The organism is Pseudoroseicyclus sp. CXY001 (genome assembly GCF_041714655.1).
GTDB lineage: Bacteria > Pseudomonadota > Alphaproteobacteria > Rhodobacterales > Rhodobacteraceae > Pseudoroseicyclus_A.
This window is the reverse complement of sequence record NZ_CP168219.1, coordinates 2,230,071-2,254,913: the sequence shown is the minus strand read 5'-3', so window position 1 is coordinate 2,254,913 and position 24,843 is coordinate 2,230,071. Positions and strand designations below refer to the sequence as shown.

At 71.4% G+C, this 24,843-nt stretch carries 23 protein-coding genes; 16 read left to right on the top strand and 7 right to left on the bottom strand.

Going from position 1 to position 24,843, the window contains the following annotated elements; genetic code table 11:
• Positions 1-17 precede the first annotated feature (17 nt).
• The 3 genes from ACAZ03_RS10960 (at position 18) to ACAZ03_RS10950 (ending at position 2,277) form a co-directional block, all read left to right on the top strand.
• Positions 18-1,355, top strand: a complete 1,338-nt coding sequence (locus ACAZ03_RS10960) for an 8-oxoguanine deaminase (RefSeq protein ID WP_373353532.1) — start codon at positions 18-20, stop codon at positions 1,353-1,355.
• 81 nt (positions 1,356-1,436) lie between these two features.
• A complete protein-coding gene (locus ACAZ03_RS10955; protein WP_373353531.1) occupies positions 1,437-1,916 on the top strand; it encodes a CAP domain-containing protein in 480 nt (159 codons plus the stop codon).
• Positions 1,917-2,022: 106 nt separating this feature from the next.
• Positions 2,023-2,277 carry a hypothetical protein gene (locus ACAZ03_RS10950; protein ID WP_373353530.1) on the top strand — a complete coding sequence of 85 codons (255 nt, stop codon included), beginning with the start codon at positions 2,023-2,025 and terminating at the stop codon, positions 2,275-2,277.
• On the opposite strand, the gene xth is transcribed toward ACAZ03_RS10950, so the two are convergent.
• Positions 2,274-3,071 carry an exodeoxyribonuclease III gene (gene xth, locus ACAZ03_RS10945; protein ID WP_373353528.1) on the bottom strand — a complete coding sequence of 266 codons (798 nt, stop codon included), beginning with the start codon at positions 3,069-3,071 and terminating at the stop codon, positions 2,274-2,276. The genes ACAZ03_RS10950 and xth overlap by 4 nt on opposite strands.
• A 347-nt stretch (positions 3,072-3,418) precedes the next feature.
• Positions 3,419-3,745, bottom strand: a complete 327-nt coding sequence (locus tag ACAZ03_RS10940; protein ID WP_373353526.1) for a HesB/IscA family protein — start codon at positions 3,743-3,745, stop codon at positions 3,419-3,421.
• Positions 3,746-3,844: 99 nt separating this feature from the next.
• On the opposite strand from ACAZ03_RS10940, the gene ACAZ03_RS10935 reads away from it, so the two are divergent.
• From ACAZ03_RS10935 to ACAZ03_RS10910, 6 genes are all read left to right on the top strand, one after another.
• On the top strand, positions 3,845-5,020 hold the full coding sequence (locus ACAZ03_RS10935) for a deoxyguanosinetriphosphate triphosphohydrolase (RefSeq protein ID WP_373353524.1): 1,176 nt from the start codon (positions 3,845-3,847) through the stop codon (positions 5,018-5,020).
• Positions 5,010-6,941 carry a cation:proton antiporter gene (locus ACAZ03_RS10930; protein ID WP_373353523.1) on the top strand — a complete coding sequence of 644 codons (1,932 nt, stop codon included), beginning with the start codon at positions 5,010-5,012 and terminating at the stop codon, positions 6,939-6,941. Before ACAZ03_RS10935 ends, ACAZ03_RS10930 begins: the two co-directional genes overlap by 11 nt.
• Before the next feature lie 431 nt (positions 6,942-7,372).
• Positions 7,373-8,623 (top strand): imelysin family protein, encoded by a 1,251-nt coding sequence (locus ACAZ03_RS10925; RefSeq protein WP_373353521.1) that lies wholly within the window; start codon positions 7,373-7,375, stop codon positions 8,621-8,623.
• Between the two features lie 15 nt (positions 8,624-8,638).
• Complete coding sequence (locus tag ACAZ03_RS10920; RefSeq protein ID WP_373353519.1) at positions 8,639-10,219, top strand: di-heme oxidoredictase family protein; 1,581 nt, start codon at positions 8,639-8,641, stop codon at positions 10,217-10,219.
• A 1-nt stretch (position 10,220) separates the two neighbouring features.
• Positions 10,221-11,216, top strand: a complete 996-nt coding sequence (locus tag ACAZ03_RS10915; protein WP_373353517.1) for an imelysin family protein — start codon at positions 10,221-10,223, stop codon at positions 11,214-11,216.
• Between the two features lie 4 nt (positions 11,217-11,220).
• Positions 11,221-12,285 (top strand): DUF1513 domain-containing protein, encoded by a 1,065-nt coding sequence (locus ACAZ03_RS10910; protein ID WP_373353515.1) that lies wholly within the window; start codon positions 11,221-11,223, stop codon positions 12,283-12,285.
• Positions 12,286-12,612: 327 nt separating this feature from the next.
• On the opposite strand, the gene ACAZ03_RS10905 is transcribed toward ACAZ03_RS10910, so the two are convergent.
• From ACAZ03_RS10905 to ACAZ03_RS10895, 3 genes are all read right to left on the bottom strand, one after another.
• Complete coding sequence (locus tag ACAZ03_RS10905) at positions 12,613-13,053, bottom strand: CoxG family protein (RefSeq protein WP_373353514.1); 441 nt, start codon at positions 13,051-13,053, stop codon at positions 12,613-12,615.
• A gap of 64 nt (positions 13,054-13,117) precedes the next feature.
• Positions 13,118-14,371, bottom strand: coding sequence for a multidrug effflux MFS transporter (locus ACAZ03_RS10900; protein WP_373353512.1), 1,254 nt, complete (start codon positions 14,369-14,371; stop codon positions 13,118-13,120).
• A gap of 31 nt (positions 14,372-14,402) precedes the next feature.
• A complete protein-coding gene (locus ACAZ03_RS10895; protein WP_373353510.1) occupies positions 14,403-14,768 on the bottom strand; it encodes a DMT family protein in 366 nt (121 codons plus the stop codon).
• Between the two features lie 501 nt (positions 14,769-15,269).
• Here ACAZ03_RS10895 and ACAZ03_RS10890 point away from each other — a divergent pair.
• The 5 genes from ACAZ03_RS10890 (at position 15,270) to ACAZ03_RS10870 (ending at position 20,183) form a co-directional block, all read left to right on the top strand.
• Positions 15,270-16,802: an acyl-CoA carboxylase subunit beta gene (locus ACAZ03_RS10890; protein ID WP_373353508.1), complete on the top strand. Its 1,533-nt coding sequence runs from the start codon at positions 15,270-15,272 to the stop codon at positions 16,800-16,802.
• A gap of 9 nt (positions 16,803-16,811) precedes the next feature.
• Entirely contained in the window at positions 16,812-17,174 is a 363-nt protein-coding gene (locus ACAZ03_RS10885; RefSeq protein WP_373353507.1) for a DUF6497 family protein, read from the top strand.
• Positions 17,174-17,518 (top strand): hypothetical protein, encoded by a 345-nt coding sequence (locus ACAZ03_RS10880; RefSeq protein WP_373353505.1) that lies wholly within the window; start codon positions 17,174-17,176, stop codon positions 17,516-17,518. Before ACAZ03_RS10885 ends, ACAZ03_RS10880 begins: the two co-directional genes overlap by 1 nt.
• A 337-nt stretch (positions 17,519-17,855) precedes the next feature.
• Positions 17,856-18,083: a hypothetical protein gene (locus ACAZ03_RS10875; protein WP_373353504.1), complete on the top strand. Its 228-nt coding sequence runs from the start codon at positions 17,856-17,858 to the stop codon at positions 18,081-18,083.
• 102 nt (positions 18,084-18,185) lie between these two features.
• Complete coding sequence (locus ACAZ03_RS10870; RefSeq protein ID WP_373353502.1) at positions 18,186-20,183, top strand: acetyl-CoA carboxylase biotin carboxylase subunit; 1,998 nt, start codon at positions 18,186-18,188, stop codon at positions 20,181-20,183.
• A gap of 378 nt (positions 20,184-20,561) precedes the next feature.
• On the opposite strand, the gene ACAZ03_RS10865 is transcribed toward ACAZ03_RS10870, so the two are convergent.
• Positions 20,562-21,041 (bottom strand): DUF4174 domain-containing protein, encoded by a 480-nt coding sequence (locus ACAZ03_RS10865; protein WP_373353500.1) that lies wholly within the window; start codon positions 21,039-21,041, stop codon positions 20,562-20,564.
• A gap of 391 nt (positions 21,042-21,432) precedes the next feature.
• Between ACAZ03_RS10865 and ACAZ03_RS10860 the strand changes: the two genes are divergently transcribed.
• Both ACAZ03_RS10860 and scpA read left to right on the top strand, forming a co-directional pair.
• Positions 21,433-22,002: a hypothetical protein gene (locus tag ACAZ03_RS10860; RefSeq protein ID WP_373353498.1), complete on the top strand. Its 570-nt coding sequence runs from the start codon at positions 21,433-21,435 to the stop codon at positions 22,000-22,002.
• The gene (gene scpA / locus ACAZ03_RS10855) at positions 21,999-24,125 is read left to right on the top strand and encodes a methylmalonyl-CoA mutase (protein ID WP_373353496.1); all 2,127 of its coding nucleotides are present in this window, start codon (positions 21,999-22,001) and stop codon (positions 24,123-24,125) included. The genes ACAZ03_RS10860 and scpA overlap by 4 nt, the downstream gene beginning before the upstream one ends.
• A 40-nt stretch (positions 24,126-24,165) precedes the next feature.
• Here scpA and ACAZ03_RS10850 read toward each other — a convergent pair whose 3' ends face one another.
• Positions 24,166-24,822 (bottom strand): sulfotransferase family 2 domain-containing protein, encoded by a 657-nt coding sequence (locus tag ACAZ03_RS10850; protein WP_373353495.1) that lies wholly within the window; start codon positions 24,820-24,822, stop codon positions 24,166-24,168.
• Positions 24,823-24,843 lie beyond the last annotated feature (21 nt).

Genomic DNA, 24,843 nt, shown 5'->3' with positions numbered 1-24,843 from the left:
CCGACCGGAGCCCGCCCATGCCCGACCTCCTGATCCGCGGCGCCGAGACCATCGTCACCATGGACGATGCCGGCACCGAGGCGCCCGGTGACATCCTGATCCGCGAGGGCGTCATCGCCGCGGTCGGGCCCGACCTCCACGCCCCCGGTGCCGAGGTCATCGAGGCGCGGGGCTGCGTCGTCACCCCCGGGCTCGTCAACACGCATCACCATCTCTACCAGTCGCTGACCCGCGCCGTTCCCGCCGCGCAGGATGCGCTGCTCTTCGGCTGGCTCCAGACACTCTACCCGATCTGGGCGCGCTTCGGGCCGGAGGAGATGCGCGTCTCCGCGCTCACCGGGCTCGCCGAGCTGGCGCTCTCGGGCTGCACGATGAGTGCCGATCACCTCTATCTCTACCCGAACGGCGCAAGGCTCGACGACACGATCGAGGCCGCCGCCGAGGTGGGCCTGCGCTTTCACCCGACGCGCGGCGCCATGTCCATAGGCGAGAGCGCCGGTGGCCTGCCGCCGGACAGCCTGGTGGAGCGGGAGGCGGACATCCTGAACGATGCCATACGCTTGATCGACCGCTACCACGACGCTTCCCCCGGCTCGATGCTGCGCATCGGCCTCGCGCCCTGCTCGCCCTTCTCGGTCAGCCGCGAGCTGATGCGCGATGCCGCGCTCCTCGCCCGCGACAAGGGGGTGATGCTCCACACCCACCTCGCCGAGAACGACGAGGACATTGCCTATTCGCTCGCCAATTTCGGCTGCCGCCCTGGCCAGTACGCCGAGGATCTCGGCTGGACGGGCCCCGACGTCTGGCACGCCCATTGCGTGAAGCTGGACGGGGAGGAGATCTCGCTCTTCGCCCGCTCCGGCACCGGCGTCGCGCATTGCCCCTGCTCCAATTGCCGGCTGGGCTCGGGCATCGCGCCGGTGCGGGCGATGCGGGATGCCGGCGTCAAGGTGGGCCTCGGCGTCGACGGCTCCGCCTCCAACGACGAGGGGGAGATGATAGGCGAGGCGCGCATGGCGATGCTCCTCCAGCGCGTCCGCTCCGGCGCCGATGCGATGAGCGCGCGGGCGGCGCTTTTCATCGCGACGCGGGGCGGGGCGGAGGTGCTGGGCCGCGGCGGCGAGCTCGGGCAGATCGCTCCCGGCTTCCGCGCCGATCTGGCGCTCTGGGACGTGACCGGCCCCGCCTCCGCCGGGTCGTGGGATCCGGCGGCGCTGCTCCTCGCCGGGCCGCGCCGGGTGCGGCACCTGATCGTCGAGGGGCGGCCGGTGGTGCGGGACGGGGCCCTCCTGACGCTGGACCTGCCCCGCGTGCTGGAGCGGCAGCGGGCTCTTGCGCAAGCGCTTGCCGGCTGACCGCTCGCGGGGTTGGCCCCGGCGGCGCGCCGCCCTAGCTTGGGCGAGGGGAGGGGGCGCGCAACAGAACGAGAATCTGCCATGTCCTACCGTTGTCTCGCCGCCGCCGCTCTCGCGCTGCTCGCCGCCTGCGAAATGCCTGCCGCGCCCGCGACTGCCCCCACGGCTCCCGCCGCCCCGGTGGTGGAGGCCGCGACTCCCGCCTCCGACAGGCCGATCCAGGACGCGCGCCGTGCCGCGGGGCTCGGGCCGGTGACGCGCAATGCGGCGCTGGAGCGGGCGGCGGAGGTGCAGCTCCGCCATATCCTCGCAACAGGCGATCTCACCCACGCGGGGCCGGGCGGCTCCCGCTTCACGGATCGGGCGCGGGCGGCGGGCTTCTGCCAGGGCGGGCGCATGGGCGAGAACCTCGCCTCGGGCCATCCGACGCTCAGTGCCGCGGTCGCGGGCTGGCTCGCCTCGCCCGGCCACCGCACCAACCTTTTGCGCCCCGAGGCCGATGCCTATGGGCTCGCGAGCTCGGGCGAGGTCTATGTGCTGGTGATCGGCAAGTCCTGCTGAGGGCGACCTGAGGGGCAGGGCCGGCCCGTCGGATTGGCGCTATTCGCCTTGCGCCCGCCCCGGTTTCCGCCCCGGCGCTGCCGCGATTGCGGGGGATCGGGCGGCCATGTCACCGCGCCTGCCTTGTCTTCTGCTGATCGCCCTCGGCTCTTCCGCCGCGGCCCTGCCCGAGGCCGCCCCGGATGCGCTGGAGCTGATGGCGGCAGAGGCGCCGCCGCTGCCGCCGGACGGCTGGGTCCTGCCGCCGGAGGCGCCGGGCCTTTGCGAGGCGCCGGCGGCGCCGGGGCTCGGCTGGCTCGATGCGTGGAAGGCGGCCGAAGCCGCCCGCGCCGGCCTGCCGCACGCCTCGGTGCCCTGCTAGGCGGCGAGCTCCAGCCAGACGGGCACGTGGTCGGAGGGTTTCTCCTTCGCGCGCGCCTCCTTCTCGATCCAGGAGGCCGTCATCAGGTCGGCCGCCTCGGGGGATAGGAGGAAATGGTCGATGCGGATGCCGTCGTCCCGCTGCCAGGCGCCGCGCTGGAAATCCCAGAAGGAATAGAAGCCGGGCCGCGGCTCCAGGGTGCGGAAGGCCTCCGTCAGCCCGAGCGCCTGAAGCCGGCGGAAGGCGGCGCGGGTCTCGGGGCGGAAGAGCGCGTCGTCGCGCCAGGCGTCGGGGCGGGCGGCGTCTTCCATCTGGGGGATGACGTTGTAATCGCCGGCGAAAACGACGGGCGCCTCGAGGGTGAGAAGCGCCTCCGCCCGCGCGCGCATCCGCGCCATCCACGAGAGCTTGTAATCGAACTTCGGCCCCGGCGCCGGGTTGCCGTTCGGCAGGTAGAGGCAGCAGAGGCGGACGGCCTGTTCCTCGCCGATCACCGTCGCCTCGATCCAGCGGGCATGGTCATCGGCCTCGCCGCCCGGGCCCGGGCCGGCCGGCAGGCCGCGCGTGACGTCCTCCAGAGGCAGGCGCGAGAGGATGGCGACGCCGTTGAAGCTCTTCTGGCCATGGGTGGCGACGGCATAGCCCATGTCCTCGAAGAGCTCGCGGGGGAAGGTCTCGTCGACCGACTTGATCTCCTGCAGCATGGCGACGTCGGGTTTCTGCTCCTCGAGCCAGGTCTTCACCGTCTCGAACCGGGCACGGATGCCGTTGATGTTGTAGGTTGCCAGACGCATGGGGCCCTCCGTTCGGGGGCAGTCTAGCGGGGCCGGGCGGGGGAGGCCATGGGCGGGAAGGGGCGGGGGCCTATGCCAAGCCCGGTCTCAACCGGGTGCCCGGTTGCCCCCCGGCCCGGGGGATGGCGCTCCTGAGGGTGAGACGGCGCGCTTTATGGGTCAGCCTCTCCTGACCGTCGAGCGATGCACGAGGGTGCAGAACGCCAGCCCGCGGGACGGGCCGGCGCTCGCGCGGCGGCCTGCCGCCTTGATTCCGCGCGGGGGCGGTTGGGTTAGGTGTGCTCTGAAAGTGCGCGCGGCAAGACGAACGTAGGCCGGGCTTCAGCCCGGCGCCCCGGCCCCCCGGCTCACATCGAGAAGGAGGTCCCGCAACCGCAGGACGAGGTGGCATTCGGGTTGTCGATGACGAAGCGCGCGCCGATCAGCTCGTCGGAGAAGTCGATCTTCGCCCCTGCGAGGAACGGCAGCGACACCGAATCGACGACGACCTTCTCGCCCGAGCCCTCGAGCACGAAATCGTCCTCGGCGGGCTCGTCCAGCGTGATCTCGTATTGAAAGCCCGAGCAGCCGCCGCCCTCGACCGCCACGCGGAGCGCCTTGCCGGAGGCGCCGGCGCCGATTTCGGTCAGCCGCTCGTAGGCGCGCGGCGTCACTTCTGGGGGGAGCGTGAGCATGGATAGGGCCTCTCGCCTGACGGGTCTGCTTGTCTCGACTGCAAGGCTGCATATAAGCCCCGGGACAGCAACATCCAAGATCGGCGAGGCAGCGCCATCATGGCAGCGATCTATGCGACCGACCCCAGGCAGAGCCGGGGCCGTCTCTACCCCGAGGAGGAGAGCCGCTTCCGCTCGCCCTTCCAGCGCGACCGCGACCGGATCATCCATGCCTCGGCCTTCCGGCGCCTCAAGCACAAGACGCAGGTCTTCATCGAGCATGAGGGCGATTACTTCCGCACGCGCCTGACGCATTCCATCGAGGTGGCGCAGGTCGCCCGCACCATCGCCGCCGCGCTCGGGCTCGATACCGAGCTGGCGGAGGCGGTGGCGCTGGCCCATGACCTCGGCCATCCGCCCTTCGGCCATACCGGCGAGGAGGCGCTCGACGCGCTCATGGCCCCCTATGGCGGCTTCGACCACAATGCCCAGGCGCTGCGGATCGTCACCCATCTCGAGCGCCACTATGCCGAATGGGACGGGCTCAACCTCACCTGGGAGACGCTGGAAGGCATCGCCAAGCACAACGGCCCCGTCCTGCCGCCGCTGCCCTGGGCGCTCGAGGCCTATGACGGGCTCCAGAGCCTCGAATTGCACACCCATGCCAGCGCCGAGGCGCAGGCGGCCGCGCTCAGCGACGACATCGCCTATTCGCATCACGACCTGCATGACGGGCTCCGGGCCGAGCTCTTCTCGACCGACGAGCTGGCGGAGCTTCCAGTGCTTCACGATTGCTTTGCAGAGGTCGACCGGCGCTACCCCGATCTCAACTATTACCGCCGCCGCCACGAGGCGCTCAGGCGGTTCTTCGGCATCCTCGTCGAGGATGTGATCGACCTCGCGCTCGCCACGCTGAAGGAGCTGGAGCCGCAGAACGTCGCCGACATCCGCCATGCGGGTCGGATGGTCATCCGCTTCTCCGACGGGCTCTGGGCGGATCTGAAGGTGATCCGCAAGTTCCTCTTCCACCGGATGTACCGCGCCCCGGCGGTGGTCGAGATGCGCACACAGGTGACGCAGGTCGTGAACGAACTCTTCCCGCTCTACATGGCCGCGCCGGAAAATCTGCCGAAGCAGTGGCGGAAGGACGTTGCGGAAGCCACGGGCGAGACGGAACTCGCACGGCTCGTCTGTGATTATATCGCTGGCATGACAGACAGATTCGCAATCCAGGAACACCAGCGCCTGACCGGCCGGCCCACCGTCGTGGCGCCGGGTGTGATGGATGCACGCTGAAATCACCGCCATCGGGGCCATCGCGCTCGTCGGCCTCGCCGGGGTCGGCGCGCAATGGCTGGCGTGGCGGCTGCAACTTCCCGCCATCGTGCTCATGCTGGCGGCGGGGCTCGCGCTCGGCCCTGGCTTCGGCATCCTGCGGCCGGAGGAGCAGATCGGCGAGCTGACCGAGCCGCTCATCGCGCTCGCCGTCGCGATCATCCTCTTCGAGGGCGGGCTCACGCTCAACCTGCGCGGGCTCCGAGATGCCGCCTCGGGGGTCCGAAGGCTCATCATCCCCGGGGCGCTGCTCGGCTGGGGGTTCTCGGTGCTGGCGCTGCACTACGTCGCCGGGCTGAGCTGGGAGAGTGCCTCCGTCTTCGGCGGCCTGATGATCGTCACCGGCCCGACGGTCATCGCGCCGCTCCTCCGCCAGGCCCGGCTGGAGCGGCGGCCGGCGGCGCTGCTGCAATGGGAGGCGATCGCCAACGACCCGCTCGGCGCGCTCGCCGCCGTGCTCGCCTTCGAGATCGTGCTCGTCCTCCGCGCCGCCGAGAGTGCTGGAGACGCGATGCTCGACCTCGTCCTCGGCATCGTCGTCGCCGCCATCGCCGGCTTCCTCGCCGGGCGCGGGCTGGCGCTCGCCTTCCGCAATGCGCGGGTGCCGGAATACATGAAGGTGCCCGTGATCTTCGTCGCCGTCATAGGCGTCTTCGCCGGGGCCGACGCGCTCCTGCACGAGTCCGGGCTTCTCGCCGTCACCATCATGGGCCTCGTCCTCGCCAATTCGCGGCTCGCCTCGCTGGCGGAGGTGCGCCGCTTCAAGGAGCATGCCTCGGTCCTGCTCGTCTCCGGCGTCTTCCTGCTGCTCGCGGCGGATTTCGACATCGCGGAGCTCGGGGCGCTCGACTGGCGGGCGCCGGTCTTCATCGCCGTCGTCATCCTTCTGGTGCGGCCGGCGGCGGTGTTCCTGTCGCTCATCGGCACGGACATTCCGCGGGCCGACCGGCTGCTGGTGGCCCTGACGGCGCCCCGGGGGGTCGTGCTCCTCGCCGTCGCCGGGCTCTTCGGCCAGCGGCTGGCGGCGGCGGGCGTGCCGGACGGCGCCGAGATCGTGCCGCTCGCCTTCCTCCTCGTCGCCGCCACAGTGGTGATCCACGGCTTCGGGCTGAAGCCGCTCGCCCGGGCGCTCGGTCTCAGCCGCGCCGTGCCGGGGCTGATGATTCTCGGCGCCAACCGCTTCACGCTGGCGCTGGCCGAGGCGCTGACCAAGGCGGAGGTGCCGGTGATCCTGACCGACACCAACCACTACCGCCTCTCCCCCGCGCGGCAGGCGGGGGTGGAGACATGGTCGGGCGACATCCTGTCCGAGGCCGCCGATCACCGGGTGGAGCTCATCCGCTACAACACGCTCCTCGCCGCCTCCGACAACGATGCGCACAACACGCTGGTGGCCACCGACCTCGCGCCCGAATTCGGCCGGGAGAACGTCTGGCAGCTCCGCCGCTCGAAGGAGGACAGCCCGCGCCACGCCCTGCCGGCGACCCTCGGCGGGCAGACGCCGCTCGGCGAGAAGAGCCTCGGCGAGCTCGAGCAGATGATGGGCGAGGGCTGGCGGGTGCGGGTCACCCGGCTGACCGAGGAATTCACCTATGACGAATGGCGCGAGCGCCATCCCGAGGGGCTGCTCTTCGCGGTGATCGGCCCCGCCGGCCTGCAGATCCTCGGCCCTGAGGACGAGGCCAAGGCCGGCGCCGACACCCGCGTCGTCGCCCTCGTGCCCCCCGACGCCGCCCCCGCGGGCGGCGGCGAGGAGGACGAGGCCGAGGCCGGCGAGCGCGAGCCGCTCCCCGAGGGCAGCGCCGCCGAAGAGCAGGCCGCCGAGGACGAGGCGGATGCCTCCGAGGAGCCCGCCCCCCCGAAGCCCGACCGCCGGGGGTAGGGGCGGGGCGGGGCCGAGTCGCCCGGAGCCAAGCGTCGCCCCCTGTCCCCCCGCGCGGAATCAAGGCCGCAGGCCGCCGCGCGAGCGCCGGCCCGTCCCCGCGGGCTGGCGCTCTCGTGGGGCTGGGTGCTTCGCTCGGAGCGGGGAGGCATGTTGCGCCATAAAGCGCGCCGCTCCGGGCGTCGGAGCGCCAACCCACGGGCCGGCATGCGGGCGTGGTGCAGGGAGGAGACGGGCGGTGGGTTACAAACCCACCCTACGGGGCGAAAGCCGCCGACGGGCGATCCCGGGCGTAGGGTGGGTTTTCAACCCACAATCCCGCCACCCGCAATCCCGCCCTTTACAAACCTGACTGAAACGCTAGGACTTACCCCCGACAGGCCGCGCACCCCCCCGGGCGGGCGGCAGCCATCGCAGGAAGGACCTCGCCCATGCGCCTCATCATCGCCACCTCCGCCCTCGCCCTCGCTGCCACCGGCGCCGCCGCGCAGACGGCCTCGGACGTCGCCGAGACCTATGCCGGCATCGCCGCCGCCGCCTATGCCGATGCCGTGGAGGGCGCCGAGGGGCTGAAGGCCGCCGTGGACGCGCTGGTCGCCGAGCCCTCCGAAGAGACGCTCGCCGCCGCCCGCGAGGCCTGGCTCGCCTCCCGCCCCGCCTATATGCAGACCGAGGTCTTCCGCTTCGGCAACCCGATCGTCGATGACTGGGAGGGCAAGGTGAACGCCTGGCCGCTCGACGAGGGGCTCATCGACTATGTCGACGCCTCCTATTTCGGCGGGGCCGAAAACGCCTTTGCCGATCTCAACGTCATCGCCTCCCCCGCGTTCACGCTGAACGGCGAGGATGTCGACGCGGCCGAGATCACCCCGGCGCTTCTCGAGGAGACGCTGCAGGAGGCCGGCGGCAACGAGGCCAATGTGGCGACCGGCTACCATGCCGTCGAATTCCTCCTCTGGGGGCAGGACCTCGCCGCCGATACCGATGCGGCCGGCGACCGGCCCTATACCGACTTCGTCACCGGAGCGGACTGCACCGGCGGCAATTGCGACCGGCGCGCCGCCTATCTGGTGACGGCGACCGACCTCCTCCTCTCCGACCTTGAGTGGATGGCCGGCCAGTGGGCCGAGGGCGGCGAAGCGCGCGGCGAGGTGCTGGCCGATCCCGACCCGGCGGTGCGCATCCTCACCGGTATGGGCTCGCTCGCCTATGGCGAGATGGCCGGCGAGCGGATCAAGCTCGGCCTCCTGCTGCAGGACCCCGAGGAAGAGCATGACTGCTTCTCCGACAATACGCCGGCGAGCCATTACGGCGACATCCGCGGCATCGCCAATGTCTGGTACGGCAGCTACACCGGCCCCGACGGCGAGATCACCGAAGGCGCCGGCCTTCAGGATCTCGTGACCGCCGCCGATGCCGATCTGGCAGCCACCTTCACGGCGGAGCTCGAGGCCGCCCTCGCCACCGCCGACGATCTCGTCGCCCGCGCGGCCGGCGACAGCGCCTATGACATGATGCTCGTGAAGGTCGACGAAGACGGCAATGCGGTCATCGCCCAGCTCGTCGAAGACCTCGTCACCATGGCCGGCAGCATCGAGCGCATGTCCGCCGCGCTTGACGCCGAAGGCGTGGTGATGGAAGGCAGCGACGCCCTCGACAACGAGGCCGCCGTCTTCGAGTAACCCGCGGGGAATACCATGCGCCGCATCGGGATCATCAGCCTGCTCGTCGCCCTGGCCGGGGCGGCGAGCGCCGAGGAGCCGGCGCTGCAGGACCTGCATCTGCCGCTCCTGCCCCGGACGGCGGAGGAGGCGGCGCGCATCGCCGCCGTCACCGCGCCCGCCACCGATTTCTCCGCCCTCGAATCCTTCGAGGAGCTGCCGGCCGGCGCCGCCACCGTGCGCGCCTCGCCGACCTCGGATGCCTTCTCGGACCCGTCGGCGAATCTCGATGGCGAGGGGCGGATGGACTTCGCGCTCGGCAACGGCATCTTCCGCAAGGTCTGGGTCTCGGCGCCCGCCTCGACCCAGGCCTCCGACGGGCTGGGGCCGCTCTACAACGCCCGCGCCTGCCAGCTCTGCCATGTGAAGGACGCGCGCGGCCATCCGGCGGCGGAGGGCGAGGCGGAGGTGGCGCTGTTCCTGCGCCTCTCCGTGCCCGATCCCGAAGCCGCCATCGCGGAGATCGCCGGCTGGATCGGCACCGCGCCCGAGCCCGTCTACGGCGGGCAGCTCCAGAACTTCGCGCTCCCCGGCATCCCGGCGGAGGGGCGGCTTTCGGTGAGCTACGAGGAGATTCTCGTGCCGCTGGCCGGCGGTGAGAGCGCCACGCTCCGCGCGCCCACCTATGCGCTCGCCGACCTCGCCTATGGCGCGCCGGACCCGGCCACCATGCTCTCCCCCCGCGTCGCGCCGCAGATGATCGGCCTCGGCCTCCTCGAGGCGATCCCGGCCGAAGACATCCTCGCCCATGCCGACCCGGACGACGCGGATGGCGACGGCATCTCGGGCCGGCCCTCCGTCGTCTGGTCGCTGGAGCATGACGCGCCCATGCTCGGCCGCTTCGGCTACAAGGCCGGCACGCCGACGATCCGCGAGCAATCGGCCCGCGCCTTCCTCGGCGATGTGGGCCTGTCCACCTCGCTCCTCCCCCAGCCCGCCGGCGAATGCACGCTGGCCGAGGCGCTCTGCCTCGCTGCCCCCCACGGTGTGGATGCCACCGCCCCGGGGGCGGAAGACGAGGCCGAAGCGCTCGCCAGCCCGCTCGCCGAAGAGCCGGCGATCCCTCTGGGCATCGAGGTCTCCGACGAGGCGCTGGAGCTCGTGACCCATTACTCGCGCAACCTCGGCGTCCCCGCCCGGCGCGGCGCGGATGACGCGGAGGTGCTCGTGGGCAAGGAAGTCTTCTACGCCGCCGGCTGCCCCGCCTGCCATGTGCCGAAGTTCGTCACCGGCCGGATGGAGGGCGAGAGTGCCCAGAGCTTCCAGCTCATCTGGCCTTATACCGACCTCCTCCTCCATGACATGGGGCCGGGGCTGGCCGACAACCGGCCCGAGGGCGTCGCCACCGGCAGCGAATGGCGGACGGCGCCGCTCTGGGGCATCGGCCTCACCGAGCTGGTCACCGGGCAGCAGAGCTATCTGCATGACGGCAGGGCGCGGACGCTGCTCGAGGCGGTCCTCTGGCATGGCGGAGAGGCGGAGGCTGCGCGGACCCGCGTCGTCGAGCTCACCCCAGAAGACCGCGCCGCCCTCATCGCTTTCCTGGAGTCGCTCTGACATGCGCGCCCTTGTTCTTGCCATCTCGCTCCTCTCCACCCCGCTCGCCGCCGACCCCGTCCTCGACCGCGCGGTCGAGACGGTGATCCAGCCGGCGGTGGAGACCTTCGCTCGGCGCACCGAGGCGCTGGCGGAGGCGACCCGGCTCGATTGCCGGGCGTCGAGCCCGATCCTCCAGGCGCTCTGGGCGGAGGCGATGGACGGCTGGCTCGGCGTGCAGGACTTCCGCTTCGGGCCGCTCGAGAGCACCGGCCTCCGCGAAGCCATCGCCTTCTGGCCCGACGAGCGCGGCTTCCGCCCGCGGGCCCTGAACCGGGCGCTGAGCACCTCCGTGCACCCCGAGACGGCGGCGGAGATGGCCGAGGCGCCGATCTCGCTCCGCGGGCTCTATGCGATCGAGGCGATGCTCTACGATACGCGATTCAACGACTATCCGGATGTCAGCCCGGGCTGCACCCTGGTGCAGCTCATGGCCGAGGATCTGGCCGCCAATGCCGCCGCGCTCGCGGCGGACTGGCAGGCGTTCGGCCCGGTGATGCGCGGCGCCGAAGAGGGCAACGCCACCTATTTCACCGCTGCCGAGGCGCGTCAGGCGCTTTTCACCGGGCTCGTCGTCTCGATGCAGTTCGACATGATGGAGCGGCTCGGCCTGCCGCTCGGCACCGGCGGCGCGCCCCGGCCTGAGCTCGCTGAGGGGCGTCTGTCAGAACGTGCACTCGCCAACCTCATCCAGTCGACCTTCGGCCATGAGGCGCTGGCGCTGGCGCTGACGGAGAATGCCGAGACCCGCACCGAGCTCATGGCGGATTTCGACGACCTGCGCGCGCGCCTCGCGGCCATCGAGGATCAGACGCTCGCCAGCCTCGCCGAGCCGGGCGGGCGCTTCCAGGCGGATGTCGCCGCCACCGCCTATACTGCGCTCTGGACCAAGCTGAACCGGCTCCTCTCCGAAGAACTCGGCGTCACCATGGGCGTCGTCGGCTTCGACGGAGACTGAGGCCATGCCGAGCCGCCGCGCCTTCCTCGCCACGCTCGCCGCCAGCGCCTCCGGCGCCCGCCTCGGCTGGGCCGCGGCCGGCGCGCCGGCCTACCTCGCGGCCGCCCGGCTGGCGGACGGCTCCTTCGATCTCGTCGGGCTGCGGGGCTCGGGCGAGGCCGCCTTCCGCGTGCCGCTCCCCGCCCGCGGCCATGCCGGCGCCGGCCATCCGATCCGCGCCGAGGCCGTCGTCTTCGGCCGCCGCCCGGGGCATTACGCGCTGGTCGTCGACTGCGCGCTTGGCGCCGTGACGGCCGAGCTGGCGCCGCCCGAGGGCTCGGTCTTCAACGGCCACGGCAGTTTCCTGGACGGCGGGCGGCTCCTCGTCACCACCGAGCAGCGCACGGCGGATTCCGCCGGCCGGCTGGGCATCTGGGACGCCTCCGACGGCTATGCCCGGCTCGGCGAGGTCGACAGCGGCGGCCTCGGCCCCCACGAGGCGCGGGTGATGCCCGACGGCGTGACGATCGCGGTGGCGAACGGCGGTATCAACACCGAAGACGGGCGTGAGATGCTGAACATCGCCACGATGGAGCCCAACCTCACCTACCTGACCCTTGCGGGCGGGGTGGAGGAGCAGGTGGAGCTGCCGCAGCTCCGCCAGAACTCCATCCGCCACCTCGCCTTCGCGGCCGGCGGCGTCACCGCCTTCGCGATGCAATGGGTGGGCGAGGGGGCCGAAGCACCGCCGCTCCTCGGCCTCCACCGGAGGGGGGCGGCGCCGGTGCTCTGCGCCGCGCCCGGGGCGGAGCAATATGCGCTGCAAAACTACACCGGCACGGTCGGCGTCTCCGGCAATGGCCGGGAGGTCGCGATCTCGTCGACGCCGGGCGGGGTGCTCCACCGCTACGGGCTGGACGGCACCTTCCTCGGCAGCGTCGCCCGGGCGCGGCTCATGGGCGTGGCGCCGCTGGGGGAGGGGTTCCTCACCACAGACGAGCAGGGCGGCATCCTCGCCATCGAGGGGGACAACGCCCGCCCGCTCGCCCGGCATGACGAGATCTGGGACAACCACCTCATTACGCTCTGAGCGGGGTGGTCGCGGGGGGTGGCGGGCTGAAGCCCGCCCTACAGCCTCTTGCGCTTGTCCGCCGGTCGAGCGGTGCCCCGCCCGGTGCGCGCCGGCACGGCGCAGGGCGAGCGCCGGCCCGGCCCGCGGGCTGGCGCTCTGGTGAGGCTGGGCGCAACGGCGGGTGGGAGGTGTGTGGCACCATAAAGCGCGGTGCGGCGATGGCAGGAGCGCCAACCCCCGGGCCGGCGCCCGCCCTGCGCGGCGAGGTGGGACTATTTGGCAGGGGGCCGTGGGTTGAAAACCCACCCTACGGATGGGTCCGTTGGGAAAGGCCGGGCCAGCCCCTCAGCCCTCCACCTGCTCCTTGAAGCGGGTGAAGAACTCGTCCGCCATCTTGCGGGCGAAACCGCCGACCACCCGGCCGCCGAGCTGCGCCAGCTTGCCGCCGACCTTGGCCTCGACCTCGTAGGCGAGCTCGGTGCCCTCGGGCACATCGGCCAGCACCACATCGGCCGCGCCCTTGGCGAAGCCGGCGACGCCGCCCTTGCCCTCTCCGACCAGCCGGTAGCTGACCTCGGGCACGATGTCCTCCAGCGTCACCGCGCCCTTGAAGGTGGCCTTCACCGGGCCGACCTTCTGCACGACGACGGCCTCGAACCCCTCCTCCGGCGAGCCCGTCAGCTCCTGACAGCCGGAGATGCAGGCCTTCAGCGTCTCGGCATCGTTGAGCCGCGCCCAGACCGCGGCGCGGGGGGCCGCGATCGTCACCTTGCCGTCGAGTTCCATGGGGCTCCCTTCCTGATGCGCTCCGGCGCGAGACTGGGGCGGCGCGCCGGGAATGGCAAGCCGGTCAGGCGGCCGCGAGGGCGCGCTCGCGGCGGATGACGAGGAGGATCGAGAGGAGCGAGACGATGCTCGAGAGCTCCATGATCCATTGCAGCGGCAGCGCATTGCCGGCGCCGGAGAGGAGCGCCCCCGCCAGCGCCGAGAGCACCGCGCCGCCGCCGATGGCGATGGCCATGCCGAGGCCGGAGGCGGTGCCGGCGAGCTCCGGCCGCACCGAAAGCGAGCCGGCGGTGGCGGAGGGCATCATCATGCCGTTGCCGAGGCCGAGGAGCGGCATGAAGCCGAAGAAGAGGAGCGGCGAGGGCTCGAAGAGATAGGCGGCTATCAGCGCCGCGGCGAGGCCGAGCGTCGAGGTCAGCGTGCCGGCGAGGCACATGGCGTTGATCCCGGCGCGGGTGGCGAAGCGGCCGGTGAGGAAATTCCCCGCCGCATAGCCGAGCGCCGGCGAGCCGACGGCGATGCCGGTCATCATCGGCGAGAGGCCGAAGAGGTCATGCGCCACATAGCTCGCCCCGCCGAGGAGCGCGAAGAAGGCGCCGGAGCCGGCAGCGGCGCAGACCACATAGCCCCAGAACCGGCGGGAGCCGAGGAGCTCGGGATAGTTGCGCACCTGGGCGCGGAACGTCAGGCCGCGGCCGCCGGCCAGCGTCTCGCCCTGGTCGCGCCAGCAGAGCGCGATCATCCCGACGCCGAAGAGGGCAAGAAGCCAGAAGACGGCGCGCCAGCCGAAGAACTCATCGACCGTGCCGCCAAGGGTCGGCGCGATCATCGGCACCAGCGCCATGCCCATCGTCACATAGCCCAGCATCGAGGCGGCCTGCTCGGCCGGCACCATGTCGCGCACGATGGCGCGGGAGAGCGCCATGCAGGAGGCGACGACGGCCTGCAGCATCCGGCAGGCGAGGAAGGTACCCGTCGTGGGCGCGAGGGCGCAGCCGATGGTCGCGATGACGAAGATCCCGAGCGCGGCGATCACCACCGGCCGCCGCCCGACGCGGTCCGAGATCGGGCCGATGAAGAGCTGCACAACCGCGGTCGTGCCCAGATAGCCCGAGACGGCGAGCTGCATCACCCCGTAATCCGCCCCGAACTCGTTCGCCATGGCAGCGAGCGAGGGCAGGAAGATCGACATGGAGAGCGCCGACATCGAGGCGATGAGCGTCAGCGTCAGGATATGGGGCGGCGTCTGCCGGTCGAGAAAGCGCACGGTCGGGCGGGCGGCCGGGGTCTCGCGGGCAGCGGGCGGGGAGGCTGTCATGTACGAGGCCTAGGGTCTGGCGGGGCCGGGGTCAATCGCCCGCCGGGAGCCCGGGGGCGAGGAAGATCACCCCGGCGCCGAGCGCAATGAGGCTGAAGCCGAGGATATGCGCGGGCCGGATCGGCTCGCCCAGCCAGAGCGCCGAGAAAGCGCAGAAGATGGTGAGGGAGAGGACCTCCTGGATCGTCTTCAGCTCCGCCGCCGAGAAGCGGCCGTGGCCGATGCGGTTGGCGGGCACCTGCAGCATGTATTCGAAGAGCGCGATGCCCCATGCGACGAAGATGACGACGAGGAGCGGCGCCGCCTTGAACTTCAGATGCCCGTACCAGGCGAAGGTCATGAAGACGTTGGACAGGGCCAGAAGCCCGATGGTGACGAGGGGAACGGGGAGGGTCATGGCAGGGCCGGAGCTGACGCCGGCGCGGCGCCGGCGCGCGACGATAGGGCCGGGCGGAGGCGGGCTCAAGGGTGGGGTCAAAGGCGGGTCGGGGGTTTAGTGCGGGGCGGCGACAGGCAGCGCCGGGCAGGCCTCCCGCCCACCCACCCCGGCCCGCCCGGCGCTGCCTGTCGCCGGGGCCAGGTGGCGCCCGTTGGCCGGCGGGGCCGGGGGGCGCTGCCCCCCGTCGCCTGAACGGCGACTCCCCCCGGAGTACTTGGAAGAAAGCGAGGGCGAGGAGGAGGTCGGGGGCGGCGCACTGGCATTGACTGTTCGATCGCTGGCGGGCGCGGGCGCCGGCGGGCAGGGGTGCATCCCTGCGGTGGGCGGGGGGCGGGGCGCAGCCGGACGGTTGCCGGGCGCGCGCCGCGCCGGCCGGGCCGCCGCCTGCAGCGATTTCCGGTTGGGGCAGGGGCCCCGAGAGGCTAAGACCGGGGGATCGGGCGGCAGGGAGGCCGGTGCATGCAGGACATTCTGGCGGAACTGGAGGCGCGGCGCGCAGAGGCGCGGGCCGGGGGCGGCGCGGCGCGGGTGGCGGCGCAGCACGGCAAGGGCAAGCTCACCGCGCGGGAGCGGATCGAGCTTCTGCTCGACGAGGGCTCCTTCGAGGAATGGGACATGTTCGTGGCTCACCGGGCCACCGATTTCGGCATGGCCGGGCAGCGGCCCGCGGGCGACGGCGTGGTGACCGGCTGGGGCACCGTCAACGGCCGGCAGGTCTATGTCTATTCCCAGGATTTCACCGTCTTCGGCGGCTCGCTCTCCGAGACCCATGCCCAGAAGATCTGCAAGGTCATGGACATGGCCATGCAGAACGGCGCGCCGGTCATCGGGTTGAACGATTCGGGCGGCGCCCGCATCCAGGAGGGCGTGGCGAGCCTCGCCGGCTATGCCGAGGTCTTCCAGCGGAACATCATGGCGAGCGGGGTCGTGCCGCAGATCTCGGTCATCATGGGGCCCTGCGCCGGGGGCGCCGTCTATTCCCCGGCGATGACGGATTTCATCTTCATGGTGAAGGACAGCTCCTACATGTTCGTCACCGGCCCCGACGTGGTGAAGACGGTCACGAACGAGGTGGTCACCGCCGAGGAGCTCGGCGGCGCCACGACGCATACCCGCCGCTCCTCCGTCGCCGATGGCGCCTATGACAACGACGTCGAGGCGCTGGCCGAGGTGCGGCGGCTGGTCGATTTCCTGCCGCTCTCTAACCGCGAGAAGCCCCCCCTCCGCCCCTTCCACGATGATGTGGAGCGGCTGGAGCCCAGCCTCGACAGCCTGATCCCCGAGAACCCCAACCAGCCCTACGACATGAAGGAGCTGATCCACAAACTGGCCGACGAGGGCGATTTCTTCGAGATCCAGGAGGAGTTCGCCCGCAACATCGTCACCGGTTTCATCCGCATGGAGGGGCGGCCCGTCGGCGTGGTGGCCAACCAGCCGATGGTGCTCGCCGGCTGCCTCGACATCGACGCCTCCCGCAAGGCGGCGCGGTTCGTGCGCTTCTGCGATGCCTTCGAGATCCCGCTTCTGACGCTGGTCGACGTGCCGGGCTTCATGCCGGGGACGGCGCAGGAATATGGCGGCGTCATCAAGCACGGGGCGAAGCTCCTTTTCGCCTATGGCGAGGCGACGGTGCCGAAGGTGACGCTCATCACCCGCAAGGCCTATGGCGGCGCCTATGACGTCATGTCTTCCAAGCACTTGCGGGGCGATGTGAATTACGCCTGGCCGACGGCGGAGATTGCGGTGATGGGCGCGAAGGGCGCGGTCGAGATCCTCTACCGGAGCGAGCTCGGCGACCCCGAGCAGATCGCCGCCCGCACGAAGGATTACGAGGACCGCTTCGCCAACCCCTTCGTCGCGGCCGAGAAGGGCTTCATCGACGAGGTGATCATGCCGCATTCCACGCGGCGCCGGCTCTGCCGGGCCTTCGCGGGCCTTCGGGGCAAGCAGCAGCAATCGCCCTGGAAGAAGCATGGCAACATCCCCCTCTAGGTCGTTGTCATGAAACGCCTTCTGCCTCTCCTCCTTCTCGCCGCGCTCCCCGCTGCCGCGCAGGATGTCACCGCCCCCTCCGGCCATCCCTGGCGCATCTTCGACGTGGTGCTCGAGGAGGGGACGGCGCGGCTGCGCTTCGTCTCCGAAGACCTCACCGCCGATGATTTCGAGGCGATCGCGGGCGACTTCCAGTGGCTCTGCGACAACCTCGCCCTGCCGGCGCTCGAGGGCAGCGAGATCACCCCGAGCGAGATCGTCATCTCGCTCTCCGACCGCGAGCTGCCCTTCGGCGCCATCGTGCCCGAGGCCGTGCAGTTCTTCGAAGCCTACCGCGTCGAGGACGGCGCCTGCATCTGGGAGCTGTTCTGATGGAAAAGCACCGCGGCTTTCCCGGCCGCCTGACGGGGACGGATTTCCAGTTCACCATCCGCCGCGCCAACAAGGCCGGCGCCACCAAGCTCATCGCCCGCGAGCGCTATGCCGACCGGCGCCACGCCGACCGGCTGGCGGATCTCACCTTCATGGCCGCGCTCTGGGCGCATTTCGGCGAGGAGCCCTTCGTGCGCGGCAATCTCGATGCGGGGCGGCTCTCCTGGCTCTTTGGGCGCGAGGTCGTGCCGGCGGAGGAGGATTTCGACCCCGAGAGCTACGATGCACTCCTGCGCATCGACCGGCAGAAGGCGGAGATCGCCTTCCCCGAGGCCTTCGAGTGAGACGGGCGGAGCGGCGCGATTTCGCCGCTGCGCGGCCGGCCCCGGCGCCGAGCCGTCGCGGCCGGGCGTCTGCTGGCGAGGGTCGGAGGGGCGAGCGGCAGCGATTCCCTTGCCCTGTTGGGGCGGGGCGCCGCCGCCGGGCCTGTGATTCCGTGACGCGGGGGCATTGCATTCCGCCCGGCAGGGGGTGGCAATCCGCCGCCGAAACCCGGACTTTTCAGAGGAATCCGGGCGTTGTTATTGCATGTCAGCACGGAATTGCGGTGGTGACTTGGCGGGCGACTTGCCGCGTGGCAGGATCGCCCCAGCTTGAGGCCATATCGACAGGAGAAGACCCATGCCCAAGATGTTCAAGACTTCCGTTCTGCTCGTGGCTCTGGCCGGCGGTGTTGCCGGCTGCGCCTATGACCCGAACCAGACCTCGGCTGCTGACTGCGCCGCCACCGGCGCCGCGCTCTACGCCGGCTCGCAGATGCTCAACGGCGCCGACGCGCGCGAAGCCGTGGGCGCGGGCCTCATCGGTGCCGGCGCTGGCGCCGTCGCCAACAGCTTCGGCGCCTGCTGAGGCCGACCAAGGCAGGGGGCGTCGCCGCCCCTCGTTGAAGACCATGGAAGCCGCCGGGGCCCTCGGGCCTCGGCGGTTTCGTCATGTAAGGGGACCAAAAGGGTGAAGAAGCTCCTGATCGCCAACCGGGGCGAGATCGCCTGCCGGATCATCCGCACCGCCCGCGCCATGGGCATCCCGACCGTCGCCATCTATTCCGATGCCGACCGGCGCGCCCTGCATGTGGCCGAGGCGGACGAGGCGATCCATATCGGCCCCTCGCCGGCGGCGGAGAGCTATATCGACATCGCGCGGGTGATGGAGGCCGTGCGCGCCTCCGGCGCCGACGCGGTGCATCCGGGTTACGGCTTCCTCTCCGAGAACCCGAAGTTCGCCAAGGCGCTCGCCGAGGCGGGCGTCACCTTCGTCGGCCCGCCGCCCGGGGCCATCGAGGCGATGGGCGACAAGATCACCTCCAAGAAGATCGCCGCCGAGGCGGGGGTCTCGACCGTGCCCGGCTACATGGGGCTCATTGCGGATGCGGAGGAGGCGGCGAAGATTGCCGGCGAGATCGGCTATCCGGTGATGATCAAGGCCTCGGCGGGCGGCGGCGGCAAGGGGATGCGCATCGCCTGGGACGAGGCCGAGGCGCGCGAGGGCTTCGAGAGCAGCCGGCGCGAAGCGGCGGCGAGCTTCGGGGACGACCGCATCTTCATCGAGAAATTCGTGACCCAGCCGCGGCATATCGAGATCCAGGTGCTGGCGGACAGCCACGGCAATGCCGTCTACCTGCACGAGCGGGAATGCTCGATCCAGCGGCGCAACCAGAAAGTGGTGGAAGAGGCGCCCTCGCCCTTCCTCGACGAGGCGACGCGGGCCGCCATGGGCGCCGAGGCCGTCGCCCTGGCGCAGGCCGTCGGCTACCAGAGCGCCGGGACGGTGGAGTTCATCGTCGATGGCGAGCGTAACTTCTACTTCCTCGAGATGAACACGCGGCTTCAGGTGGAGCATCCGGTGACGGAGCTCATCACCGGCGTGGACCTCGTCGAGCAGATGATCCGCGTGGCGCGGGGCGAGCCGCTCGGGTTCTCGCAAGGCGATCTCAAGATCAACGGCTGGGCTATCGAATCGCGGCTCTATGCCGAGGATCCCTATCGCAACTTCCTGCCCTCCATCGGCCGGCTCACCCGCTATCGCCCCCCGGCGGCGGAGGCGGGGCCGGAGCTTGCGGTGCGCAACGACACCGGCGTGACCGAGGGGGGCGAGATCTCGATGTTCTACGACCCCATGATCGCCAAGCTCTGCACCTGGGCGCCGACGCGCGAGAAGGCCGTGGCCGCGATGGCCGAGGCGCTCGACGGCTTCGAGCTGGAGGGCATCGGCCACAACCTGCCGTTCCTCTCCGCCGTGATGGCGCATCCGAAGTTCCAGGCCGGCGAGATGACCACGGCCTTTATCGCCAAGGAATGGCCGGAGGGCTTCGCCGGGGTGGAGCTGCCGGAGGCGGAGCTCCGCCGCGTGGCGGCGGCGGCGGCGGCCATGCACCGCATCGCCGAGATCCGCCGCACCCGCATCTCGGGCCGGCTCGACAACCACCGGCGGACGCTGGGCGACGATTTCGTCGTGACGCTTCAGGATGCCCGCTTCGAGGTGAGCCTCGCGGCCGAGCCGGAGGGGACGGATGTCACCTTCGAGGGGGGCGAGACGCTCCGCGTCACCGGCGCCTGGGCGCCGGGGCAGAGCCTTGCGCGGCTGGAGGTCGGCGGCCTGCCGCTCCTCCTCAAGGTCGAGCCGATGCCGCTCGGCTTCCGCCTGCGAACGGGCGGGGCCGACCTCAAGACCCGCGTCATGCCGCCCCGCCAGGCGGAGCTGGCGGCGCTGATGCCAAAGAAGCTGCCGCCCGACACCTCGAAGCTGCTCCTCTGCCCGATGCCGGGGCTGATGGTGAAGCTGAACGTGGGGCCGGGCGACACGGTGGAGGAGGGCCAGCCGCTCTGCACCGTCGAGGCGATGAAGATGGAGAACATCCTGCGCGCCGAGCGGCAGGGCGTGGTGGCCAAGGTCAACGTCGCGGAGGGCGACAGCCTCGCGGTGGATGCGGTGATCCTGGAGTTCGAGTGAGGGGGGGGGGCCTGAGGGCAGGCCTCCCGATTGCGTGGGGCGCCGCCGTCGGAGGCCGCTATGCGACTACGGGAGCTGGCGGGCGCCACCCGCGCCCCTCTCAGCCGATCCCACCGGTGCCGCGCAGGGCGAGCGCCGGCCCGGGGGGTGGCGCTCCAACGGCTGGACAGCGTGCTTTATGGTGCAACAAGCCTCCCCGCTCCGAGCGATCGCCCAGCCTCACCAGAGCGCCAGCCCGCGGGCCGGGCCGGCGCTCGCCCTGCGCCTGCGGCGCGCACCGGGCGGGGGCACAGAACGGGCGTTGCGCGGGCGGTGGGTGGGAGACCCACCCTACGGGGGGCGGAACGCGTCAGGCGCGGGGGGTGCACCCCAGCCCGCTCAGCGCCCGCCCAAGGTCCCCGTCTCGCGGATCTCCTGCTGCCTCAGGGGCAGCTTGTCGATCGCATGGGCGATCTCGCGGGTGGCCCAGGGCGCGGGCTTGCGCTGGGCGATGCGGCCGTCCTTGCCGATGAGGATCATCACGAAGCCGCGCGGCCGGAAGGTCTGGCGCACCTCGGTTTCCGCATCGGGGTCGGTATCGGTGATGACGATCACGTCGCGGGCGACGAGATCATTCCACCCCGCCTCGATCAGCTCCATCTGCTCGGCGAAATTCGGGTCGAACGGGCTGTCGGCGAAGATGATGAGCGGCCGGGCGCGATATTGCAGCGCGTCCATGTCGATCTCTTCGCCGGAGAAGACGCGCAGCGGATCCTCCCGCCAGATCGCGATCACATCCTCGTCTTGCGCCTGCGCGGCCAGGGGCGCCAGCGCCAGGACGGCGGCCGAAATCAGGCGGAGGGCTGCTCTCATGCTCATGATATAGGGGGCGGGGGGGCGCTTGCGAAGGGTATCTCTCCGCCGCTAGAGAGAAATTTACCGGGCCCGCGGCATCGCCGGGCCGCCTGAGGGCAGGGAGGACGCACGGCTGGAGATCATCCTGCATCTCGGCGCGCACCGGACGGGCAGCACCACGCTGCAGCGCCACCTCGCTGCCCGCCGCGCGGGCCTTCTCGCCGAGGGCACCGCGCTCTGGCTGCCGGACGACACGCGCCGCGGCGGCTGGCTCCTCGGTCTCGACGGCACGCCGGGCAAGGCGCCGCCCGAGGTCGTTAGTGCCGCGCACCGGCGGATCGGCGAGGAGCTTGCGCGGCTGGAGGATCGCGGGATCACCCGCCTGATCCTGTCGGAAGAGAACCTCCTCGGCACCATGCGCCACTGCCTGCGCTCCCGGGCGCTCTATCCGGCGCCGGGCGACTGGCTCGGCCGCCTCGCGCCGGCGCTCGAGGGGCGGGCGCTGCGCCTCGGGCTCGCCATCCGGCCGCTGGAGGACTGGTGGCCCTCGGCCCTTGCCGTGCTCGCCACCCGCGGCGCGCCGATGCCCGACCGCCAGGCGCTGATGGAGATCGCCATTGCCCCGCGCGGCTGGCGCGAGGTGGTGACGGAGATCGCCGCCGCCTTCCCCGGCGCCCCGCTGACGATCTGGTCCGAGGCCTTCGCCGCCCGGCCGGCGGCGGCGGCGGCGCTCCTCGGCGTCGCAGAGGATCCTGACGCGCCAGCCGAGCCCGCACCCGTGCACAACGCCCGGCCAGAGGGCGCGGCGCTCTTCACCGAAGACGAGGCGGGCGCCCTCGCGGAGCAGACCGAGACCGACCTCGCCTGGCTGCGCGCCGGCGCCGGCGGGCTCGGGCGGTTCGTGGAGGACCCCGATCCTTGCCCCGATCCTTGCCCCGGGCCACCCGAATCGGCGATCACGGATCTTGAGGAGGAGCCCCAATGAGCAAGGCCGACTGGCGCGCCCGCGCCTCCAAGGAGCTGAAGGGCAAAGACCCCGAGACCCTCACCTGGACGACGCTCGAGGGCATCGAGATCGCGCCGCTCTACACGGCGGAGGATGTGGCCGGGCTCGACCTCAGCTCCACCCCTGGCGAGGCGCCCTATACCCGCGGCCCCCGCGCCACGATGTATGCCGGCCGGCCCTGGACGATCCGGCAATATGCCGGCTTCTCCACCGCCGCCGAGAGCAATGCCTTCTACCGGCGGGCGCTGGCGGGCGGGCAGCAGGGCATCTCCGTCGCCTTCGACCTCGCCACCCATCGCGGCTACGACAGCGACCACCCAAGGGTGGAGGGCGATGTCGGCATGGCCGGCGTGGCGATCGACAGCGTCGAGGACATGATCGAGCTCTTCGCCGGCATCCCGCTCGGCCAGACCTCCGTCTCGATGACGATGAACGGCGCGGTGATCCCGATCCTCGCGAGCTTCATCGTCGCGGGGGAGGAGCAGGGGGTGGACCGGGCAGCGCTGTCGGGGACGATCCAGAACGACATCCTCAAGGAGTTCATGGTGCGGAACACCTATGTGTATCCGCCGGAACCCAGCATGAGGATCGTCGCCGACATCATTGAATACACATCGAAAGAGATGCCGCGGTTCAACTCCATCTCCATCTCCGGCTACCACATGCAGGAGGCGGGGGCGACGCTGGTGCAGGAGCTTGCCTTCACCCTCGCCGACGGGCGCGAATACGTCCGCGCCGCGCTGGCGCGGGGTATGGAAGTCGACAGCTTCGCGCCGCGCCTCAGCTTCTTTTTCGCCATCGGCATGAACTTCTTCATGGAGGCGGCGAAGCTCCGCGCCGCCCGCCTCCTGTGGCACCGGGTGATGGCGGAGTTCGCGCCTGAGGACCCGCGCAGCTCGATGCTCCGCACCCATTGCCAGACCTCCGGCGTGTCGCTGCAGGAGCAGGACCCCTACAACAACGTCGTGCGCACCGCCTACGAGGCGCTCTCGGCGGTGCTCGGCGGCACCCAGTCGCTGCACACCAACGCGCTCGACGAGGCCATGGCGCTGCCGTCGGACCATTCCGCCCGCATCGCCCGGAACACCCAGCTCATCCTGCAGGAGGAGACGGGGGTCACGAAGGTCGCCGACCCGCTCGCCGGCTCCTACTACGTCGAGAGCCTCACCGCCGAGCTGGCCGAGAAGGCCTGGGCGCTGATGGAGGAGGTGGAGGCTCTGGGCGGCATGACGAAGGCCGTCGCCGAAGGCATGCCCAAGGCGCGGATCGAGGCGGCGGCCGCCGAGCGGCAGGCGCTGATCGACCGGGGCGAGACGGTGATCGTCGGGGTGAACAAGTACCGGCAGGACGAGGAGGCGCCCATCGAGCTTCTCGGCGTCGACAATGAAGGCGTCCGCGCCGGCCAGATCGCCCGGCTCGCCGCGCTGAAGGCGGCCCGCGACCCCGCCGCGGTCGAGACGGCGCTCGCCGGGCTTACGGCGGCGGCGCAGGGCGGCGGCAACCTCCTCGCCGCGGCGGTGGAGGCGGCCCGCGCCCGCGCCACCTTGGGCGAGATCAGCGCGGCGATGGAGGCGGTCTTCGGCCGCCACAGGGCGGAGCCCAAGGTCCTTTCCGGCGTCTATGGCGGCGCCTGGGAGGGGGACGCCGGCTTCGCGGCGCTCATGCAGGACGTCGCCACCTATGCGGCGGAGGAGGGCGCACCGCCGAAGATGATGGTCGTCAAGATGGGCCAGGACGGCCACGACCGCGGCGCCAAGGTCATCGCCTCGGCCTTCGGCGATCTCGGCTTCGAGGTCGCCATGGGCCCGCTCTTCCAGACGCCCGAGGAGGCGGCGGAGAGCGCCGTGGAGGCCGGGGCGCAAGTCGTCGGCATCTCCTCCCTCGCGGCCGGGCACCGGACGCTGGCGCCCCAGCTCATCGCAGCGCTGAAGGCGCGGGGGGCAGGGGATGTGCTCGTCGTCTGTGGCGGGGTGATCCCGCAGCAGGATTACGCCTTCCTGAAGGAGGCCGGCGTGGCCGCGATCTTCGGGCCGGGGACGAACATCCCCGAGGCGGCGCGGAAGATCCTCGGGCTTCTGAGGGGCGCGATCCCCAACCGCTAGGCGGCGGGCACCGCATGGTTTCCGCGCGCCCCGGCGGCGCTCAGCGCTCGTAGCCGAAGAGCTCGAAATCCCGCGCATAGAGCCGCTGTACCAGCGCCTTCGCCTCGTCGCTGATCTCGGGGCCCGCGCCGGATCCGGCGCGCAGATGCGGCAGGGCGGGGGCCGGCAGCCCGGCATCGGCGCAGATCTCCGCCAGGTCCTCCGCCAGCCGCTCGAACCGGCCGACCCTGTCCACGATCACCCGGCCCTCCCCGTCGGTCAGGAACCACGCCTGATCCGGCAGCCGCGCGAAGAGCCCCGTCCGGCTCTTCGCCCAATGGGGCGGGCCTGCGAGCCGCCAGCGCAGGAAGCTCTCGAACGACAGCGCCTTGGCGATCTGCTGCCAGCGGCGGTATCGATAGGTCTGGATATAGGCGTAATGCGAGCGGGCATGGGCGTAGGGATGGCGGACGAAGGCGAAGCTCCGGTAGCTCTGCCAGACCTCCGGCCCGAGCTTCGCCCGCACCAGCCGCGCCGGGTCGTGCATCTGGAACCAGGCGGTCCCGGGGTCGAGACGCCCCGGCAGCGCCCGCCTGAGGGCCGCCCCGGCGCCGAAGCCCGCGCCCGTCCCGACAGGCGCCAGCGCCTCGGCGACGGAGGTGCCTCCGGTCTTCGGCACATGGATGAAGATGAGGCGATGCGCGGTCGAGATCAGCATGGGGGAGGACTGCCCGGGGGC

Excerpts from the sequence above, each read along its gene's own strand:
- ACAZ03_RS10960 (WP_373353532.1), top strand. The coding sequence starts at position 18 with ATGCCCGACCTCCTGATCCGCGGCGCCGAGACCATCGTCACCATGGAC.
- ACAZ03_RS10955 (WP_373353531.1), top strand. The coding sequence starts at position 1,437 with ATGTCCTACCGTTGTCTCGCCGCCGCCGCTCTCGCGCTGCTCGCCGCC.
- ACAZ03_RS10950 (WP_373353530.1), top strand. The coding sequence starts at position 2,023 with ATGTCACCGCGCCTGCCTTGTCTTCTGCTGATCGCCCTCGGCTCTTCC.
- xth (WP_373353528.1), bottom strand. The coding sequence starts at position 3,071 with ATGCGTCTGGCAACCTACAACATCAACGGCATCCGTGCCCGGTTCGAG.
- ACAZ03_RS10940 (WP_373353526.1), bottom strand. The coding sequence starts at position 3,745 with ATGCTCACGCTCCCCCCAGAAGTGACGCCGCGCGCCTACGAGCGGCTG.
- ACAZ03_RS10935 (WP_373353524.1), top strand. The coding sequence starts at position 3,845 with ATGGCAGCGATCTATGCGACCGACCCCAGGCAGAGCCGGGGCCGTCTC.
- ACAZ03_RS10930 (WP_373353523.1), top strand. The coding sequence starts at position 5,010 with ATGCACGCTGAAATCACCGCCATCGGGGCCATCGCGCTCGTCGGCCTC.
- ACAZ03_RS10925 (WP_373353521.1), top strand. The coding sequence starts at position 7,373 with ATGCGCCTCATCATCGCCACCTCCGCCCTCGCCCTCGCTGCCACCGGC.
- ACAZ03_RS10920 (WP_373353519.1), top strand. The coding sequence starts at position 8,639 with ATGCGCCGCATCGGGATCATCAGCCTGCTCGTCGCCCTGGCCGGGGCG.
- ACAZ03_RS10915 (WP_373353517.1), top strand. The coding sequence starts at position 10,221 with ATGCGCGCCCTTGTTCTTGCCATCTCGCTCCTCTCCACCCCGCTCGCC.
- ACAZ03_RS10910 (WP_373353515.1), top strand. The coding sequence starts at position 11,221 with ATGCCGAGCCGCCGCGCCTTCCTCGCCACGCTCGCCGCCAGCGCCTCC.
- ACAZ03_RS10905 (WP_373353514.1), bottom strand. The coding sequence starts at position 13,053 with ATGGAACTCGACGGCAAGGTGACGATCGCGGCCCCCCGCGCCGCGGTC.
- ACAZ03_RS10900 (WP_373353512.1), bottom strand. The coding sequence starts at position 14,371 with ATGACAGCCTCCCCGCCCGCTGCCCGCGAGACCCCGGCCGCCCGCCCG.
- ACAZ03_RS10895 (WP_373353510.1), bottom strand. The coding sequence starts at position 14,768 with ATGACCCTCCCCGTTCCCCTCGTCACCATCGGGCTTCTGGCCCTGTCC.
- ACAZ03_RS10890 (WP_373353508.1), top strand. The coding sequence starts at position 15,270 with ATGCAGGACATTCTGGCGGAACTGGAGGCGCGGCGCGCAGAGGCGCGG.
- ACAZ03_RS10885 (WP_373353507.1), top strand. The coding sequence starts at position 16,812 with ATGAAACGCCTTCTGCCTCTCCTCCTTCTCGCCGCGCTCCCCGCTGCC.
- ACAZ03_RS10880 (WP_373353505.1), top strand. The coding sequence starts at position 17,174 with ATGGAAAAGCACCGCGGCTTTCCCGGCCGCCTGACGGGGACGGATTTC.
- ACAZ03_RS10875 (WP_373353504.1), top strand. The coding sequence starts at position 17,856 with ATGCCCAAGATGTTCAAGACTTCCGTTCTGCTCGTGGCTCTGGCCGGC.
- ACAZ03_RS10865 (WP_373353500.1), bottom strand. The coding sequence starts at position 21,041 with ATGAGCATGAGAGCAGCCCTCCGCCTGATTTCGGCCGCCGTCCTGGCG.
- ACAZ03_RS10860 (WP_373353498.1), top strand. The coding sequence starts at position 21,433 with ATGCGCCACTGCCTGCGCTCCCGGGCGCTCTATCCGGCGCCGGGCGAC.
- scpA (WP_373353496.1), top strand. The coding sequence starts at position 21,999 with ATGAGCAAGGCCGACTGGCGCGCCCGCGCCTCCAAGGAGCTGAAGGGC.
- ACAZ03_RS10850 (WP_373353495.1), bottom strand. The coding sequence starts at position 24,822 with ATGCTGATCTCGACCGCGCATCGCCTCATCTTCATCCATGTGCCGAAG.